This window comes from Rhizobium sp. UFLA01-1127 (assembly GCF_059803845.1).
This window is the reverse complement of the sequence record NZ_JAUQTZ010000136.1, coordinates 1-16889: the sequence shown is the minus strand read 5'-3', so window position 1 is coordinate 16889 and position 16889 is coordinate 1. Positions and strand designations below refer to the sequence as shown.

16 protein-coding genes are annotated in these 16889 nt (G+C 60.2%); 10 read left to right on the top strand and 6 right to left on the bottom strand.

Annotated features, from left to right (window positions below):
- Positions 1-81: 81 nt before the first annotated feature.
- The gene (locus Q4Q11_RS25620) at positions 82-342 is read left to right on the top strand and encodes a hypothetical protein (RefSeq protein ID WP_113337129.1); all 261 of its coding nucleotides are present in this window, start codon (positions 82-84) and stop codon (positions 340-342) included.
- Here the strand turns inward: Q4Q11_RS25620 and Q4Q11_RS25615 are convergent, their stop codons facing one another.
- On the bottom strand, positions 343-810 hold the full coding sequence (locus Q4Q11_RS25615; protein ID WP_498571245.1) for a hypothetical protein: 468 nt from the start codon (positions 808-810) through the stop codon (positions 343-345).
- Between the two features lie 69 nt (positions 811-879).
- On the bottom strand, positions 880-1887 hold the full coding sequence (locus Q4Q11_RS25610) for a LysR family transcriptional regulator (protein ID WP_498571244.1): 1008 nt from the start codon (positions 1885-1887) through the stop codon (positions 880-882).
- A 274-nt stretch (positions 1888-2161) separates the two neighbouring features.
- On the opposite strand from Q4Q11_RS25610, the gene chvE reads away from it, so the two are divergent.
- From chvE to Q4Q11_RS25570, 8 genes are all read left to right on the top strand, one after another.
- On the top strand, positions 2162-3226 hold the full coding sequence (chvE, locus tag Q4Q11_RS25605; RefSeq protein ID WP_113217355.1) for a multiple monosaccharide ABC transporter substrate-binding protein: 1065 nt from the start codon (positions 2162-2164) through the stop codon (positions 3224-3226).
- 105 nt (positions 3227-3331) lie between these two features.
- A complete protein-coding gene (gene mmsA / locus Q4Q11_RS25600) occupies positions 3332-4870 on the top strand; it encodes a multiple monosaccharide ABC transporter ATP-binding protein (protein WP_112505499.1) in 1539 nt (512 codons plus the stop codon).
- Positions 4867-6075, top strand: a complete 1209-nt coding sequence (gene mmsB, locus Q4Q11_RS25595) for a multiple monosaccharide ABC transporter permease (RefSeq protein WP_112505497.1) — start codon at positions 4867-4869, stop codon at positions 6073-6075. The genes mmsA and mmsB overlap by 4 nt, the downstream gene beginning before the upstream one ends.
- A gap of 118 nt (positions 6076-6193) precedes the next feature.
- Entirely contained in the window at positions 6194-7192 is a 999-nt protein-coding gene (araD1, locus tag Q4Q11_RS25590) for an AraD1 family protein (RefSeq protein WP_113223568.1), read from the top strand.
- A 66-nt stretch (positions 7193-7258) separates the two neighbouring features.
- Positions 7259-8692 carry an aldehyde dehydrogenase family protein gene (locus Q4Q11_RS25585; RefSeq protein WP_113217354.1) on the top strand — a complete coding sequence of 478 codons (1434 nt, stop codon included), beginning with the start codon at positions 7259-7261 and terminating at the stop codon, positions 8690-8692.
- Between the two features lie 63 nt (positions 8693-8755).
- Positions 8756-10501 carry an L-arabinonate dehydratase gene (gene araD / locus Q4Q11_RS25580; RefSeq protein ID WP_113217353.1) on the top strand — a complete coding sequence of 582 codons (1746 nt, stop codon included), beginning with the start codon at positions 8756-8758 and terminating at the stop codon, positions 10499-10501.
- Positions 10502-10635: 134 nt separating this feature from the next.
- Positions 10636-10881 (top strand): type II toxin-antitoxin system prevent-host-death family antitoxin, encoded by a 246-nt coding sequence (locus Q4Q11_RS25575; RefSeq protein ID WP_112505491.1) that lies wholly within the window; start codon positions 10636-10638, stop codon positions 10879-10881.
- On the top strand, positions 10878-11288 hold the full coding sequence (locus Q4Q11_RS25570) for a type II toxin-antitoxin system VapC family toxin (RefSeq protein ID WP_112505489.1): 411 nt from the start codon (positions 10878-10880) through the stop codon (positions 11286-11288). Before Q4Q11_RS25575 ends, Q4Q11_RS25570 begins: the two co-directional genes overlap by 4 nt.
- A gap of 10 nt (positions 11289-11298) precedes the next feature.
- Here the strand turns inward: Q4Q11_RS25570 and Q4Q11_RS25565 are convergent, their stop codons facing one another.
- Genes Q4Q11_RS25565 through Q4Q11_RS25555 form a run of 3 tightly spaced genes read right to left on the bottom strand, consistent with a single transcriptional unit; the run spans position 11299 to position 14493 of the window.
- Entirely contained in the window at positions 11299-12123 is an 825-nt protein-coding gene (locus Q4Q11_RS25565) for a transglutaminase-like domain-containing protein (protein ID WP_113217352.1), read from the bottom strand.
- Positions 12124-12135: 12 nt separating this feature from the next.
- Complete coding sequence (locus Q4Q11_RS25560; protein WP_112505484.1) at positions 12136-13077, bottom strand: alpha-E domain-containing protein; 942 nt, start codon at positions 13075-13077, stop codon at positions 12136-12138.
- A 6-nt stretch (positions 13078-13083) separates the two neighbouring features.
- Positions 13084-14493 (bottom strand): circularly permuted type 2 ATP-grasp protein, encoded by a 1410-nt coding sequence (locus Q4Q11_RS25555; protein WP_113217351.1) that lies wholly within the window; start codon positions 14491-14493, stop codon positions 13084-13086.
- Between the two features lie 392 nt (positions 14494-14885).
- On the opposite strand from Q4Q11_RS25555, the gene Q4Q11_RS25550 reads away from it, so the two are divergent.
- On the top strand, positions 14886-15779 hold the full coding sequence (locus Q4Q11_RS25550; protein ID WP_113217389.1) for a DMT family transporter: 894 nt from the start codon (positions 14886-14888) through the stop codon (positions 15777-15779).
- A 52-nt stretch (positions 15780-15831) separates the two neighbouring features.
- Here Q4Q11_RS25550 and Q4Q11_RS25545 read toward each other — a convergent pair.
- Positions 15832-16889 (bottom strand): helicase-related protein (locus tag Q4Q11_RS25545; protein WP_498571243.1); only part of this gene is annotated, 1058 nt, incomplete at its 5' end.

The window sequence follows — 16889 nt, the reverse complement described above, 5'->3', positions numbered from 1 at the left end:
ACCTTATTTTATGCAGACGACTTCACAATTTTCCCGATGATGCGCTAAAGACATGTCTTCTTGAATAGGCAAAAGAAACCCATGCAACTGATCGATCCCAGCCATCCCGTTTATAAGCCGCTTTGGGTGCGCATCCTCATCGTGGCCGTCTGTTTTGGCTGGGCTGCCGTCGAGACCCTCGGCTCGCAGCCGTTCTGGGCGATGCTTTCCGGCGCGCTCGGCGCCTACTCGGCCTGGATGCTGCTCTTGAATTTCAAGCCGCAACCGCCCGCGGCAAAGGTCGAGGCTCCGCCGCAGGATGATGCGGATGAGAGGGCGGCGCCGCCGGACGACAAGACGTGATCATCGCTTGAGGCGGCGTATGGCTTCGTCGATCAGCTGATTGGCGAGCGTCATGCGAGTTGTCGCCTGTTCGCGGAAGAGGGCCGCTACGCTGTCGGGATGGTTGGCTTTTGCGAAGCTGCGGCGCTTTTCCTGCAGCGCTTCGCGCGTATGGTCGGAGGTGATCGCCAGCTCGGCGGCGACCTCTTCCCGTGATGTCCGTGCCAGATGTTCGGGCATGGCCGGCGGCTCCGGCTCTTGCCGTATGCGTTCGGGCTCCGGTTCCGGCTGAATGACCGGGTCGCCAAGATTGTCGCGGTAAGCTTCGTCCGGCCGGTGTGCCACAGGCGTTTCGCCGCCGAGGACGGTTGCGGCAAAGCTGACGTTCAGCCCGCGGATACGATGCGCAGCCTCTTCCCTTTGCGAAGCGTCTTCTTCCGTATCGAGGCGTTCGAGCACGGATTGGAACAATGATTGCCTGACGAGCATGCGGGCCTCCACGCCAGGCTTCATAAGGGCGGAAGTTGGCGCGGGGCTTATGAGCATTGGGCCGGAGGCCTATGTCAGCGAAAGATTCCTGCTTTCTTCCAGAATCATGTCGTGCAGCAGCCTCGCGCTCGGGGGCATGGCGCGTTCGCGGGCGGTGATGAGGCTGTAGGGTCTGACGTCGATATCGAAATCGATCGGCAGGATGCTGGATTCGCCTGCCTGCGATGTCTGCCCGCAGACGAATTGCGCCATGTCGAGGGCAATCGGCGCGATCGCATCCGTCTTGCAGATCACCGCCAGCGTGAGCAGCAGCGACGAGGTATTGACGATGTTTTCCGGCAGGGGCACGCCGGCGGCGAGGAAAATATCCTCCACCTTCCGCCGCAGCAATGTCCCGGGCGGCTGGAAGACCCAATCGTAACCGGCCAGATCATGAAGGCCGGCAACGCCTTTTTCGAGCAGCGGATGGCCGTTGCGGACGACGAGGCAGGCCTTTTCGACGCCGATCTCATGCGTCGTAAACAGGCGTGGATCCAGATCGTCGGGAACGCGGCTGATGATGAAATCGTGGCGGGCTGCCAGCAGTTCGCGCGCGAGAACATTGCTGTTCTCGACCTCGATATTGATTTCGATGCCGGGATAGCTGCGCGTCACGCGCTGGATTGCCGGCACCACGAGGCTGATCGCCGGCGCCGTCACCGCCCCCAGGAAAACGGAGCCGCCCTTGCCGGTACGCAGTGCGCCGAGCTCTCGTCCCGCTTCGCGCAATTCGAGCAGGATCTTGCGCGCCCGTTTAGCCAATGCCAGCCCGAACGGCGTAAGCACCACGCCGCGGGCGACACGCTCGTAAAGCGGGCTTTTGACAATCGACTCCATTTCTGAGAGCATGCGTGAAGCCGCAGGTTGTGACATGTTCATGGACTCAGCGGCCGCGGAAATTTGCCCGTGATCCTCGATCGTGACGATCATGCGCAGGTGATTGAGCTTCAAACCGGCTTTCAACAACGCATCGTCGCGAAAATTGTCGGAATGAATCTCAATGCCGTCGCTCAAATAATCGTTATATATTTTCTCCATAATGGCCAATTTTCCCCTTCGCCGGCAAAAAAGTACTATTTTTTAACATTATATCAAACTTGGTATATGTTTAGCCAGTTATTCTATTTGACAGTTATACGAAATCGTACGAGTTTGCCGATCGTGCGCTGGGTACAGCTCATAAACCGTGAGAGCGTGGAGGAGACCTACTTCGTTTCTCACAATTAGAAGTAAACCATTCCTTCTACGGAACCTGCCGCAGTTTCGGGCGGGCATTTTTTGTCCGCCGCATTTATCAACAAGGGAGAGAGTAATGAAATCCATTATCTCATTGATGGCCGGCGCTGCGTTCGGCGTCGCTACGCTGGTGGTACCTGCCTTCGCGGCGGACAAGGGTACGGTAGGCATCGCCATGCCGACCAAGGCTTCGGCTCGCTGGATCGACGACGGCAACAACATCGTCAAGCAGCTCCAGGCTGCCGGTTACGGCACCGACCTTCAATATGGCGACGACGACATCCCGAACCAGCTCTCGCAGATCGAGAACATGGTCACCAAGGGCGACAAGGTCCTCGTCATCGCTTCGATCGACGGCACCACGCTGTCCGACGTCCTGCAGAAGGCTCACGATGCCGGCATCAAGGTCATCGCCTATGACCGCCTGATCCGCAACAGCCCGAACGTCGACTACTATGCGACTTTCGACAACTTCAAGGTCGGCGTCCTGCAGGCAAACTCGATCGTCGACGCTCTCGGCCTCAAGGATGGCAAGGGTCCGTTCAATATCGAGCTGTTCGGCGGTTCTCCGGACGACAACAACGCCTTCTTCTTCTATGACGGCGCAATGTCGGTCCTGAAGCCCTACATCGACAGCGGCAAGCTGGTCGTGAAGTCCGGCCAGATGGGCATGGACAAGGTCGGTACGCTGCGTTGGGACCCGGCAACGGCCCAGGCTCGTATGGATAACCTGCTGTCGGCTTACTACACCGACTCCCATGTCGATGCCGTTCTGTCTCCGTATGACGGCCTGTCGATCGGTATCCTCTCCTCGCTCAAGGGCGTCGGCTACGGTTCCGGCGGCGTGAAGCTCCCGGTCGTGACCGGCCAGGACTCCGAAATTCCGTCGGTCAAGTCGATCATCGCCGGCGAACAGCATTCGACGATCTTCAAGGACACCCGTGACCTCGCCAAGGTCACCGTCGGCATGGTCAACGCTCTGATGGAAGGCAAGACGCCTGAGGTCAACGACACCAAGACCTACGACAACGGCGTCAAGGTTGTTCCGTCCTATCTGCTGACCCCGGTCGCAGTCGACAAGACCAACTACGAGAAGGTCCTCGTCGAGGGCGGCTACTACAAGGCTGACCAGCTGAAGTAATCTGCCGATATAGCGGTCAGGGCTCGCCGAAATGCGAGCCCTGGCTTTGATATTTAAGACGATCGCGCGGTCTGCTATGTTCGATCGCGGCGTTGGATTTGGACTATGGACGATACCATTCTCGAAATGCAGAACATCACCAAGTCGTTCCCCGGTGTGAACGCTTTGGAAAATGTCAATCTGAAGGTTCGTCAGGGCGAGATACATGCCTTGGTCGGCGAAAACGGGGCCGGCAAGTCGACCCTGATGAAGGTTCTCTCCGGCGTTTATCCCGCCGGTACCTACGAAGGCGACATCCTTTACGATGGCGCGGTCCGTCAGTTCAAGACGATCAGGGACTCCGAAGATATCGGCATCATCATCATCCATCAGGAGCTGGCGCTCGTTCCGCTTCTGTCGATCGCCGAGAATATTTTCCTGGGTAACGAGGTCGTTGCCAATGGCATGATCAATTGGCAGGAAACCTTCACCCGCACCAAGAGGCTTCTTTCCAAGGTGGGCCTCAAGGAATCGCCGAATACGCTCGTGACCGACATCGGCGTCGGCAAGCAGCAGCTCGTCGAGATTGCCAAGGCTCTGTCGAAGAGCGTCAAGCTGCTCATTCTCGACGAACCGACGGCATCGCTCAACGAAAGCGATTCCGATGCGCTTCTCAACCTCCTCATGGAATTCCGCAACCAGGGCATCACGTCGATCATCATCACGCACAAGCTCAACGAAGTGCGCAAGGTGGCCGACCAGATCACCGTGCTGCGCGACGGCATGACGGTAAAGACGCTGAACTGTCACGAAGAGGAGGTCAGCGAGGACATCATCATCCGCAACATGGTCGGCCGTGAGCTGGCGGATCGCTATCCGCCGCGTTCGGTTCCGATCGGCGAGACGATCTTCGAAGTGAAGAACTGGAACGCTTTCCATCAGCAGCATCGCGATCGCCAGGTCCTGCACAACATCAACGTCAATGTGCGCAAGGGCGAAGTGGTCGGCATTGCCGGCCTGATGGGCGCGGGACGTACCGAATTCGCCATGAGCGTCTTCGGCAAATCCTACGGCCACAAGATCAGCGGCGAAGTCTTCGTCGAAGGCAAGCCGGTCGATACCAGCACGGTGCGCAAGGCGATCGATGCCGGTCTCGCCTATGTGACCGAAGACCGCAAGCAGCTCGGTCTCGTGCTTTCGAACAGCATCCTGCACAATACGACGCTCGCCAATCTGATGGGTGTCTCCAGGGCGACCGTCATCGATGACGTACGCGAGCTGCAGGTGGCGACGAACTATCGCGGCAAACTGCGCATCCGTTCGTCCGGCGTTTTCCAGGAAGCGGGCAACCTGTCCGGCGGCAACCAGCAGAAGGTGGTGCTGTCGAAGTGGCTGTTCTCAGATCCGGACGTCCTGATCCTCGACGAGCCGACACGCGGCATCGACGTCGGCGCCAAATATGAAATCTATTCCATCATCAACCAGCTTGCCGCCGACGGAAAGGGCGTTCTGATGATCTCATCGGAAATGCCGGAGCTTCTCGGTACCTGCGACCGCATCTACGTCATGAATGAAGGTCGAATCGTTGCCGAACTGCCGAAGGCAGAGGCAAGCCAGGAGAGTATCATGCGCGCTATCATGCGCTCAGGGGAGAAGCTACAATGAGTTCGGCCAGCCCAGCCACGGAAACCAGCCACGTCGTTTCGATCGGCGACCATATCCGCAACAACATCCGCGAATACGGAATGTTGATCGCGCTCGTCGTCATCATGCTGCTGTTTCAATATCTTACGAACGGCGTTCTGTTCAGGCCGCAAAACCTGACCAACATCGTGCTGCAGAATTCGTTCATCGTCATCATGGCGCTCGGCATGCTGCTTGTCATCGTTGCCGGTCACATCGACCTGTCGGTCGGTTCCGTGGTCGGCTTCGTTGGCGCGGTTGCAGGCGTATTGGTCGTGCAGATGCATATGAACCTGGCGCTCGCGACGGTCATTTGTCTTCTGATGGGGGCCGCGGTCGGCGCCTGGCACGGATATTTCATCGCCTATCATCGCATTCCGTCGTTTATCGTCACGCTTTCCGGCATGCTGGTCTTCCGCGGCCTGACCTATGCCATCATCAACACGACGGGCAACGGCAGCAGTATCGGCCCGTTCCCGCCGGCGTTCCAGATCGTCGCGACCGGCTTCCTTCCCGATTTCATGGACATAGGCGGCATCCATTCGACATCGATCTTCCTGACCATTGCCATCCCGATTGTGATGTTCCTCCTCGCATGGCGCGGTCGCAGCGTGAACGAGAAACATGGCATCGATGTCGAGCCTTTCAGCTTCTTTATCGGCCAGAATCTTGTAATCGCCGCCGCGACCATTTTCATCGGCTACCAGATATCTTCCTACAGAGGACTGCCGAACGTTCTGGTTCTCATGCTGCTGCTGATCGCCCTCTACGGTTTCGCCACGCAGCGCACGACGATCGGCCGCCGCATCTATGCCATGGGCGGCAATGAAAAGGCGACGAAGCTTTCGGGTATCGATACGCGAAAGCTGACCTTCTACACATTCATCAACATGGGCATCCTGGCGAGCATCGCCGGCATCATCATCGCCACGCGCCTGAACTCGGCCACCGCAAAGGGCGGCGATGGCCTCGAACTCGACGTCATCGCGGCCTGCTTCATCGGCGGCGCTTCGGCCTCCGGCGGTGTCGGCAAGGTGACGGGTGCTGTTATCGGCGCCTTGATCATGGGTGTCTTGAACCAGGGCATGTCGATCCTCGGCTATCAGACGGACTCCCAGAAGATGATCAAGGGTGCGGTGCTGCTCGCTGCCGTGTTCATCGACGTCTACAACAAGAACAAGGGTTGATCGCCCAGGCGATCGACCGAGACTTTTAAAACCAAATCCATGACAGAGTCCGGCTCTCAGCGAGAGCCGGAACGGTAAAGCGTATCCGATCTCTGTCTGTTAGGAAAGGATGAAAGACATGCTCATCTCGCAGATCAAGGGTTCGAACGGCGAGATCGTCGTAGCGGTCCGCAATGGGCCTGGCGAAGCCGCCAAGGCGGTCGTAAATGGCGGCAGCGTCTATAAGCTTGCGCTGGAAGCGGCAGACAGCGGCAAATCGCTTGTATCGGTCATCGAGGCACATGGTCTCGGCGAAACTGTCGACCTCGACAAGGCCTATGCCGAAGGGCGTTTCCTGCCGCCGATCACGCATCCCGACGCAGCGCACCTGCACCTGACCGGTACAGGCCTGACGCATCTCGGCTCGGCTGCCACGCGCGATTCCATGCACAAGAAGACGACAGAAGCTGCTGAAGAGACACTGACCGACTCCATGAAGATGTTCAGGATGGGCATCGAGGGCGGGAAGCCGAAAGCCGGCGAAAAGGGCGTTCAGCCGGAATGGTTCTACAAGGGCAACGGCTACGGCGCTGCGGCTCCGGGTGCTGCGCTCGTGTCTCCGTCCTTCGCGCTCGACGGCGGCGAAGAGCCCGAAATGGCCGGCATCTACGTCATCGCCAAGGACGGCACGCCATTCCGCATAGGCTTTGCGCTCTCGAACGAATTTTCCGATCACGTCACCGAGCGGATCAACTATCTCTATCTCGCGCATTCCAAGCTGCGTCCGGCAAGCTTCGGGCCGGAAATCCGCATTGGCGCAGCACCGGACGATATTCGCGGCACGTCCCGCATCAAGCGCGGCGACAAGGTGATCTTCGAAAAGCCCTTCCTGTCCGGAGAGGCGAACATGTCGCACACCTTTGCCAACCTTGAATATCATCACTTCAAGTACGGCCTCTTCCGCGTTCCGGGCGATGTGCACGTGCATATGTTCGGCACGGCGACGCTTTCTTTCGCTGAAGGGATCAAGCCGGAAGCCGGCGACGTCTTCGAAATCGAAGTTGGCGAATTCGGCCTGCCGCTGCGCAATCCGCTCGCAGTTGCTGCCGAGGAAGACGTGGCTGTTCGCCAGCTGTAATGCATCGAGCCCGGCCGCAAGGGATCGGCCGGGCATGTTCAATACGATCCAGGAAGGCATGACGCCATGACCATTCATCAGAACTTGATCGCCGGAGAATGGACGGGGACGAACGGCACCGAGAACATCAACCCGTCGGATACGAACGAGGTCGTCGGCCTCTATGCGAGCGCAAGCGCGCAGGATGTCGCGGACGCGATCGCTGCCGCCAAGGCCGCTTTTCCGGCCTGGTCCCGTTCCGGCATTCTGGAGCGCCATACGATCCTGAAGAAGGCCGGCGACGAGATTCTGGCCCGTAAGGACGAGCTCGGCGCACTGCTCGCCCGTGAAGAAGGCAAGACGCTTCCGGAAGCGACCGGCGAGACGATCCGAGCCGCGCAGATCTTCGAATTCTTCGCTGGCGAGGCACTGCGTCTGGCGGGCGAGGTGGTGCCTTCGGTGCGCCCGAACATCGGCGTCGAGATCACGCGCGAGCCGCTCGGCGTCATCGGCATCATCACGCCCTGGAACTTCCCGATCGCCATTCCGGCCTGGAAGATCGCCCCGGCGCTCTGCTACGGCAACACCGTCGTCTTCAAGCCGGCCGATCTCGTGCCCGGCTGCTCCTGGGCGATCGTCGATATCCTTCACCGCGCCGGCCTTCCGAAGGGCGTGCTGAACCTCGTCATGGGCAAGGGCTCGGTGGTCGGCCAGGCGATGCTCGACAGCCCGGTTCTTTCCGGCATCACCTTTACCGGCTCGGTCGGCACCGGCAAGCGCGTGGCACTTTCTTCCGTCGAGCATGGCCGCAAGTATCAGCTCGAAATGGGCGGCAAGAACCCGATGGTCGTGCTTGACGATGCCGATCTTACGGTTGCCGTCGAAGCGGCTGCCAATTCCGCCTTCTTCTCGACCGGCCAGCGCTGCACGGCCTCGTCGCGCCTGATCGTCACCGAAGGTATTCACGATAAGTTCGTGGCGGCGTTGACGGAGAAGCTGAAGACGCTGAACGTCGACAACGCCATCAAGTCCGGCACGCATATCGGCCCAGTCGTCGATGCCAAGCAGCTGAAGACGGATACCGACTATATCGAGATCGGCAAGCAGGAGGGCGCCAAGCTTGCCTTCGGCGGCGAACTCGTCAGCCGCGACACACCCGGCTTCTATCTGCAGCCGACGCTGTTTACCGAGGCGACGAACCAGATGCGCATTAGCCGCGAAGAGATCTTCGGGCCGGTTGCCTCCGTCATCCGCGTCAAGGATTACGAAGAGGCGCTGGCAACGGCCAACGACACGCCGTTCGGCCTGTCCTCCGGCATTGCCACGACGAGCCTGAAGCATGCAACGCATTTCAAGCGCAATGCGGAAGCCGGCATGGTCATGGTCAATCTGCCGACGGCAGGTGTCGATTTCCACGTGCCCTTCGGCGGCCGCAAGGGCTCGTCCTTCGGTCCGCGCGAACAGGGCAAATACGCCGCCGAATTCTTCACCACCGTCAAGACCGCATACACGCTCGCCTGACCATCGAATCCAAGGCTCGGGAGCGAACGAGGCGGCCCGGGCGACACAAAAGGTACCGAGACTATGAAAAAGAAAGCTGAATGGCCGCGCAAGCTGCGCTCTTACGACTGGTTCGGCGGCACCGGCAAGAACGCGATCATGCATCGCTCCTGGATGAAGAACCAGGGCCTGCCCGCCGACACGTTCGACGGCCGTCCGATCATCGGCATCTGTAACACCTGGTCGGAGCTGACGCCATGCAACGCGCATCTGCGCGATCTTGCAGAGCGCGTGAAGCGCGGCGTCTACGAAGCGGGCGGCTTCCCCGTCGAGTTTCCGGTTTTCTCCGTCGGCGAAAGCACGCTGCGCCCGACGGCGATGATGTTCCGCAATCTCGCTGCCATGGACGTCGAAGAAGCGATCCGTGGCAATCCGGTCGATGGCGTCGTATTGCTCGGCGGTTGCGACAAGACCACGCCGAGCCTGCTGATGGGTGCCGCTTCGGTCGACATTCCGGTTATTCTCGTTTCCGGCGGCCCGATGCTGAACGGCAAGTGGCGCGGCAAGGATGTCGGTTCCGGCACGGCGATCTGGCAGTTCTCGGAAATGGTGAAGTCCGGCGAGATGTCGCTGGATGAATTCATGGATGCGGAGCAGGGCATGGCTCGCTCGGCCGGCAGCTGCATGACCATGGGTACGGCCTCGACCATGGCATCGATGGCCGAAGCGCTCGGCATGACGCTGCCCGGCAACGCCGCCATCCCGGCCGTCGATGCGCGTCGCCGCGTCATCTCGCAACTGTCAGGCCGCCGCATCGTCGACATGGTCAAGGAAGACCTGAAACCATCAGACATTCTGACCAAGGAAGCCTTTGAGAACGCGATCCGCGTCAATGGCGCCGTCGGCGGCTCCACCAATGCCGTTCTGCATCTGCTGGCGCTTGCCGGCCGCGTTGGCGTCGATCTGTCTCTGGACGATTGGGATCGTCTCGGCCGGGAAGTGCCGACGATCGTCAACCTGCAGCCGTCGGGCAAGTATCTGATGGAAGAATTCTATTATGCCGGCGGTCTGCCCGTCGTCATCAAGGCAGTCGGCGAAATGGGCCTGCTGCACAAGGACGCGATCACCGTCACAGGCGATACGATCTGGGCCGGCGTTAAGGATGTCGTCAACTACAATGACGACGTCATCGTTCCGAAGGAAAAGGCGCTGACGCAGTCGGGCGGCATTGCCGTTCTGCGCGGCAACCTTGCACCGAAGGGCGCCGTCCTGAAGCCGTCGGCCGCTTCGCCGCATCTGATGCAGCACAAGGGCCGCGCTGTCGTGTTCGAAAGCATCGAAGACTACCACGCCCGTATCAACCGTGACGATCTCGACATCGACGAGAACTGCGTCATGGTGCTGAAATACTGCGGCCCGAAGGGTTATCCGGGCATGGCCGAAGTCGGCAATATGGGCCTGCCGCCGAAGGTGCTGAAGAAGGGCATCACTGACATGATCCGCATCTCCGATGCGCGCATGTCCGGCACGGCCTACGGCACCGTCATCCTGCACACCGCTCCGGAAGCCGCCGATGGCGGCCCGCTGGCGCTGGTCCAGAACGGCGACATCATCGCCGTCGATGTTCCCGCCCGCACCATCCAGCTGGAGGTTTCGGACGAGGAACTGGCAAAGCGCCGCGCCGCCTGGGTTTCCCCGGTCAAGCCGCTCACCGGCGGCTATGGTGGCCTTTACGTGAAGTCGGTCATGCAGGCCGATACCGGCGCCGACCTCGACTTCCTCGTCGGCCCGCGCGGCTCGGAAATCCCGAACGACCGCGACAGCCACTAAAACCTATTTGGGAATTGAAAAAAAAGGGGCGGGACGCGAGTTCCGCCCCCTTTTTTACCGCGATTTCGGAGCCGTATTGACGATTTTATAATAATTGACCATATTTCATGTACATCTGTACGGGAATAGTGTCCATGTCTCTCAAATCTGTCGGTGCCGCCGAATTCAAGGCAAAATGCCTTCACCTGATCGATCAAATGGGCGATGACGGAGAGCCTATTATCATTACGAAGCGTGGAAGGCCGGTCGCTCTGTTGACCCCTGCACCGGAGAAATCAGATCGCCCTAGTATCATCGGCGCGATGAAGGGTAGTGTTCTCCAATATGATGATCCGTTCCTACCTGCTGTCGATGCTGAAGATTGGGATGCGACGCATTGATCGTCATCGATACGCATATTTTGATCTGGGCCATGCATGACGATCCGCGGCTGAGCGCGGGAGCTCGGCAGCTTATCGATGAAACCACGGCGCGCAGTCGCATTTTGATCTCGGCGATCACGCCCTGGGAAATCGCCATGCTCGCACAGAAGGGACGCATCGCACTTGGTGACGACGTTGGTCGTTGGCTCGACACGGCACTCGCTCTATCTGGTTTGCAGCTTGCTCCCATAGAGCCACAGATTGCCGTGGATAGCGTGCGCCTGCCGGGGGAGTTCCATGCCGACCCCGCTGACCGAATCATTGTGGCGACGGCGCGCTTCCACCGTATCCCGCTACTGACAGCCGACCAGGCGATCCTTCATTATGGTGATAAGGGCCATGTCGAGGTTTTCCCCGCAGGATAAATTGGGTCCATCAGCTCTGGCTTTGATTCTGACTTTGCCCCTGGCTCGCAACTGCCACCTTCACGGTAAGGGTTTCCCCTGGCGTGCCGATCCGCATGCCGGAAACGGGGGCTGCGTCACGATAGCAGAGACCCGTCGCGATGCGAACGTAGCGGGCATCGGGGCAGACGTCGTTGGCCGGGTCGAAGCCGACCCAGCCGAGGCCGGGAATATGTGCCTCCGCCCATGCATGCGTGGCGGCCTGCTCGTTCTTGCCTTCCATCATCAGATAGCCGGAAACGTAACGCGCCGGGATACGCAATATGCGGGCGCCGGCGAGGAAGATATGGGCATGGTCCTGGCAGACGCCGCTCTTTGCCTCCAGCGCCTGTTCCGCCGTCGTCTCGGTGTCGCTGGTGCCGGGCTTGTATTCCACGGTTTCGTGGATTGCCTTCATCAGTGCGTGCATCTTGCTGAGTTCATTGTCGCCGGAAATGCCGCGCAACAGCTCCTTCGTGAGCCTGCCGGCCTTCGTGCGCGGCGATTCCCGCAGGAAAAGCCAGAGTGGGCTGAAGCCTTGATGCAGCCCGATAACGCCGTTGAGATCCTGCGTTTCGACTTCGCCTGACGCGATGATCTTCGTCGTGTCCTGCTGTCCGTCGAGGGAAACGAGCGTGGTGCGGTTGCCGAACTGGTCGTCATACTCCACCTCGGGTTTTGCGCCTTCGACCGTCAGTTTCCAGTCGATGACCTTCTGCCCGACGCCGGTCGGCGGCGTCAGGTGAAGCCGCTGCAGGGAGAATTGCGCCGGCTCGTCGTAGCGGTATTCCGTGATATGGCTGATCGTCAGTCTCATGATATCGCCCGCCTATTCGTAGAACCGATAGCCGTCGGAAATCTCGGCGCCCAGCTTGTTGCTGCGGGCGACGAAATCTTCGAGGAACTCATGCAGGCCCTGGTCCATGATGTGCTTGATCGTCAGCCGCTGCAGTGACTTGCGGATATCTTCGGCAGTATCGTGCGCCGGCAGCCGTTTCTCATATTCTGCGCCGAGGTAGCCCATGTTGCTGACGATCTTGTCGTAGCAATAGGCGAGCGAGCGCGGCATCTGCCCATTGAGGATCAGGAAGTCGGCAATATTGGCCGGCTTATATTCCGGGTCGTAGGCCCATTTATAGGCCCGGTGCGCCGAAACCGATCTGAGGATCGATTCCCACTGTGCATTGTCGAGCGACGAGCCGACATGCGAGACGGAAGGCAGCAGCACGTAATATTTCACATCGAGGATGCGGGCCGTATTGTCGGCACGTTCGATGAAGGTGCCGATGCGGGCGAAATTATAGAGTTCGTTGCGCAGCATGGAGCCATGGAAGGCGCCGCGGATCAAGCCGGCGCGCTGCTTGATGACGTCGATCGTTTCGGGCAGTTCGGCCGTTTTCAGCTTCTTGCCGAGCAGCGATTTCAGTTCAATCCAGCATTCGTTGGTCGCTTCCCAGGTATCGCGCGTCAGCGCCGTGCGCACCATGCGGGCATTGTTGCGGCCATATTCGATACAGGACATGACGCTCGACGGATTGGAGCGATCGCGCATCAGATAGTCGATCGCGTCGGCGCCGGTCAGTTTGCCATGCACTTCGTTATAGGCCTCGCGCACGCCGGCGCTTTGCAGGACGCCGTCCCAATCGTCATCGACGGCATCGCTGCGGGTCAGCGACATGCGCTGGCCAGCATCGACGAGGCGGGCTATGTTTTCGGCGCGCTCGATGTAACGGAACATCCAGTAGAGGCCGTTCGCGGTTCTTCCCAGCATGTCCGTTCAGTCCTCCAGAACCCAGGTGTCTTTGGTGCCGCCGCCCTGGCTGGAATTGACCACCAGCGAGCCTTCCTTCAGCGCCACGCGGGTCAATCCGCCGGGAATGATCCGCACCTTGTCGGAGACGAGGACGTAGGGCCGCAGGTCGACATGCCGCGGCGCGATGCCCTTGTTGACCAGGATCGGCACGGTCGACAATGAAAGGGTCGGCTGTGCGATGTAGTTGTTCGGCTTGCCCTTGAGCTTTTCGGCAAAGGCCGTCCGCTCCTTCTTGGTGGCCGTGGGTCCGACGAGCATGCCGTAGCCGCCGGAGCCGTGGACTTCCTTGACGACGAGATCGGCCAGATTCTCCAGCACGTATTTCAGGCTGTCGGGTTCCGAACAGCGCCACGTCGGCACGTTCTCGAGGATCGGTTTGCGGCCGGTGTAGAATTCGACGATTTCGGGCATATAGGAATAGATCGCCTTGTCGTCGGAAATGCCGGTGCCGGGCGCATTGGCGATGGTGATATTGCCGGCGCGGTAGACGTCCATGATGCCGGGAATGCCGAGTGCGGAATCCGGACGGAAGGTGAGGGGGTCGAGGAAATCGTCGTCGACGCGGCGATAGAGCACGTCGATTGCCTCATAACCCCGCGTCGTGCGCATCTTCACCCTGCCGTCGATGACGCGCAGATCCGAGCCTTCCACCAGCTCCACGCCCATCATGTCGGCAAGGAAGGAATGCTCGTAATAGGCGGAGTTGTAGATGCCAGGCGTCAGCACGGCGACGCGCGGCTTGCCTTTGCAGCCGGGAGGGGCGAGCGAAGCCAGGCTCTGGCGCAGCAGCAGCGGATAGTCCTCGACGCGCTGCACCTTGTTCTGGTGGAACAGCTCCGGAAACATCTGCATCATCGTTTCACGGTTTTCCAGCATGTAGCTGACACCGGAAGGGGTGCGGGCGTTATCCTCGAGCACATAGAACTGGTCCTCGCCGGTGCGAACGATATCGGTGCCGACGATGTGGGTGTAGACGCCGCCCGGGGGGCGGAAGCCGATCATCTCGGGCAGGAAGGCGTCATTCCTTTCGATCAGCTCGCGCGGAATACGGCCGGCGCGGATGATTTCCTGCTTGTGGTAGATGTCGTCGAGGAAGGCGTTGAGGGCGATGACCCGCTGCTCGATGCCCTGGGCGAGCTTGCGCCATTCGCGGCCTGATATGATGCGGGGGATGATATCGAAGGGGATGAGCTTTTCGGAGGAGTCTGCGTGTCCGTAGACCGCGAAGGTAATGCCCGTCTTTCGGAAGATGGTTTCCGCATCGCGGGATTTGGCAATGAGGTGGCCCCTGTCCTGGCCTGAATACCACTCGAAGTATTTCTCGTAAGGCGCGCGCGGACTTTCATCCGCAGTCATCATTTCATCAAATGCCAAAGGTGCGGTCCCCGTGTTTTTACCCATTTGAATACAACGGTTTTTACAATGCAAGAACTATGCGCAGTTGCCATCACGAATTTCGCAATATCGAAAAACGCCGCATATACAGGCATTTAAGAGTAATGCGGCCGTTGTTTGCCGGGTCTTGTCGCAATGTGCGGATCAAAATTTAAGCATCTGCTTCTTTCGCGGCATGAACGCCGGGGTGGCGGATCTGCTTTCCTGAACTTTTGCGACAGCTCGCATGCCATGAAGGAAAATTGATTGCTGCTTTCAGCAGATCGATTTTGACCGCGCAGCCGCCATCGGCTATCAGCCTTCAGCCCTCCGCGCGGCAATCCGAGTTCGACCCTGAATCCGGCACGCCATATACATATCGGTCCGTTTCCATGTCCCTCGATAAATTCGCGCCGGCGATTTTCGTCTTTCTCTGGTCCACCGGCTGGATCGTCGCCAAATATGCCTCGCTGCATGCGGGGCCATTCACCTTCCTGATGATCCGCTACAGCCTGTCGGCGCTTGCTTTCGTGCTGCTCTGTTCGATCGCCGGCGCCAGATGGCCGCGCGACTGGTCGAGCGTGTTTCGAGCCGTCTATTCCGGCATTTTCCTGCACGGCATCTATCTGGCGGGCCTCTGGTGGGCGATTGCCGAGGGCGTGCCGGCCGGCATTTCCGGCATCATTGCGGCGCTGCAGCCGCTGATGACCGCGATGGCGGCGCCGTTCCTCGTCGGCGAGCGGCTGCGGCCGATGCAGAAGACCGGCTTGCTGCTCGGTTTCCTCGGCATTGCCATCGCGATCTCGCCGAAACTCCTGGCGACGGATACGGCCAATCTCTGGCAATCGGCGGTGCCGCTCATCGTCAATCTGCTGGCCATGGTTTCTGTGACTTACGGTACGCTCTACCAGAAGCGCCACCTGCAGACCGGTGACCTCAGAACCATCGCGACCTTGCAATATGTCGGCGCACTGATCGTCACCGTGCCGCTCGCCTTCATCTTCGAGGGCCTGCGTTTCGACGGCACACATGAGGCGATCCTTGCAATGCTCTGGTCGGTCTTCGGCCTGTCCATGGGCGCCGTCGGCCTGCTGCTCTATCTCATCCGCCGTGGGCAGGTATCGCGCGCCGCATCGCTGATCTACCTGATGCCGCCGGCGGTCGCCATCGAGGCTGCGATCGCCTTCGGCGAGCCGCTGACGCTGCCGATCATCATCGGTACGGTGATTGTGGTGATCGGTGTCTATCTGACCAACAGGCGCGCGGCGGCTGTCGTGCCGGAATAGATTTCGGTTATCCTGAAAGAAAAAGGGGGCCAATCAGCCCCCTTTCGCTACATTAGGCTCGTTCGCGGCGCTGGCCGCCATTGCCGCGGCGGCGCATGCGGCCGTTGCCGCCATTGCGCTGTTCGCTCTGGGCGTTGCGCTCTTCGTTGTGGCGGCCTGCGGGGCGGCCGTGGGCGTGGCGCTGTCCGCGATGGGCGCCGCCCTCATGCGAGGCGCCATTGCCGTTGGACTGGCCACTGTGCTGCTTGCGAGCGGGACGGAAGTCCGAGGTGGATGCGAGATCGTTGTCGGCTTCCGGGCGCGGCGTCGGCTCGTTGCGGCGCTGGCCACGGAAATCGGCGTTGCGGTTGTTTTCGCGCTGCGGCCGGTCTTCGCGCGGGCGGCGTTCCTGGCGCTCACCAGCCTGACCACGGGCTTCGCCACCTTCCTTGTCGAAGAATGGACGGCGGGCCGGACGTTGCGGGCGGCCTTCGCCGCGCTCGCGTACCTGGCCGTTCTGGCCTCGGCCCTGACCGCCATTGCCGTTACCTTGGCCGCCGCGGCCCTTGCCGCGAACGGGACGGCCGCGATCGGCCGGAGCCTCGCCGCTGGCAACGGCAATCTCGATGCCCATCAGGCGCTCGATGTCGCGCAGCAGGCGGATTTCATCCGGAGCGCAGAAGGCGATAGCGATGCCGTCGCGGCCGGCGCGCGCGGTACGGCCGATACGGTGAACATAGGCATCGGGAACCTCGGGCAGATCGAAGTTGTAGACATGCGAAACGCCGGGGATATCGATGCCGCGGGCGGCGACGTCGGTTGCGACGAGGACGCGGACGTCGCCATCACGGAAGCCCTTGAGGGCGCGTTCGCGCTGACCCTGGCTCTTGTTGCCGTGAATAGAAGCAGCGGCAAAGCCGACGTGGTCGAGATGCTTCATCAGCTTCTCGGCGCCATGCTTGGTGCGCAGGAAGACGATAGCCCGGCCATCCGGATTGGCGGAAATCGTTTCCTTGAGAATTTCGGTCTTGTGGTTCTGGCCGGCGACGAAGTGGACATATTGCTCCACCTTGTCGGCCGCCTTGCCTGGAGGCGAGACTTCGACCTTGACCGGATTGGTCAGGTAATCGG

Coding starts and splice junctions, on each gene's coding strand:
- araD (WP_113217353.1), top strand. CDS start 8,756: ATGAAAAAGAAAGCTGAATGGCCGCGCAAGCTGCGCTCTTACGACTGG.
- mmsB (WP_112505497.1), top strand. CDS start 4,867: ATGAGTTCGGCCAGCCCAGCCACGGAAACCAGCCACGTCGTTTCGATC.
- Q4Q11_RS25615 (WP_498571245.1), bottom strand. CDS start 810: ATGCTCGTCAGGCAATCATTGTTCCAATCCGTGCTCGAACGCCTCGAT.
- Q4Q11_RS25565 (WP_113217352.1), bottom strand. CDS start 12,123: ATGAGACTGACGATCAGCCATATCACGGAATACCGCTACGACGAGCCG.
- chvE (WP_113217355.1), top strand. CDS start 2,162: ATGAAATCCATTATCTCATTGATGGCCGGCGCTGCGTTCGGCGTCGCT.
- Q4Q11_RS25550 (WP_113217389.1), top strand. CDS start 14,886: ATGTCCCTCGATAAATTCGCGCCGGCGATTTTCGTCTTTCTCTGGTCC.
- Q4Q11_RS25620 (WP_113337129.1), top strand. CDS start 82: ATGCAACTGATCGATCCCAGCCATCCCGTTTATAAGCCGCTTTGGGTG.
- Q4Q11_RS25575 (WP_112505491.1), top strand. CDS start 10,636: ATGTCTCTCAAATCTGTCGGTGCCGCCGAATTCAAGGCAAAATGCCTT.
- araD1 (WP_113223568.1), top strand. CDS start 6,194: ATGCTCATCTCGCAGATCAAGGGTTCGAACGGCGAGATCGTCGTAGCG.
- Q4Q11_RS25610 (WP_498571244.1), bottom strand. CDS start 1,887: ATGGAGAAAATATATAACGATTATTTGAGCGACGGCATTGAGATTCAT.
- Q4Q11_RS25585 (WP_113217354.1), top strand. CDS start 7,259: ATGACCATTCATCAGAACTTGATCGCCGGAGAATGGACGGGGACGAAC.
- Q4Q11_RS25560 (WP_112505484.1), bottom strand. CDS start 13,077: ATGCTGGGAAGAACCGCGAACGGCCTCTACTGGATGTTCCGTTACATC.
- mmsA (WP_112505499.1), top strand. CDS start 3,332: ATGGACGATACCATTCTCGAAATGCAGAACATCACCAAGTCGTTCCCC.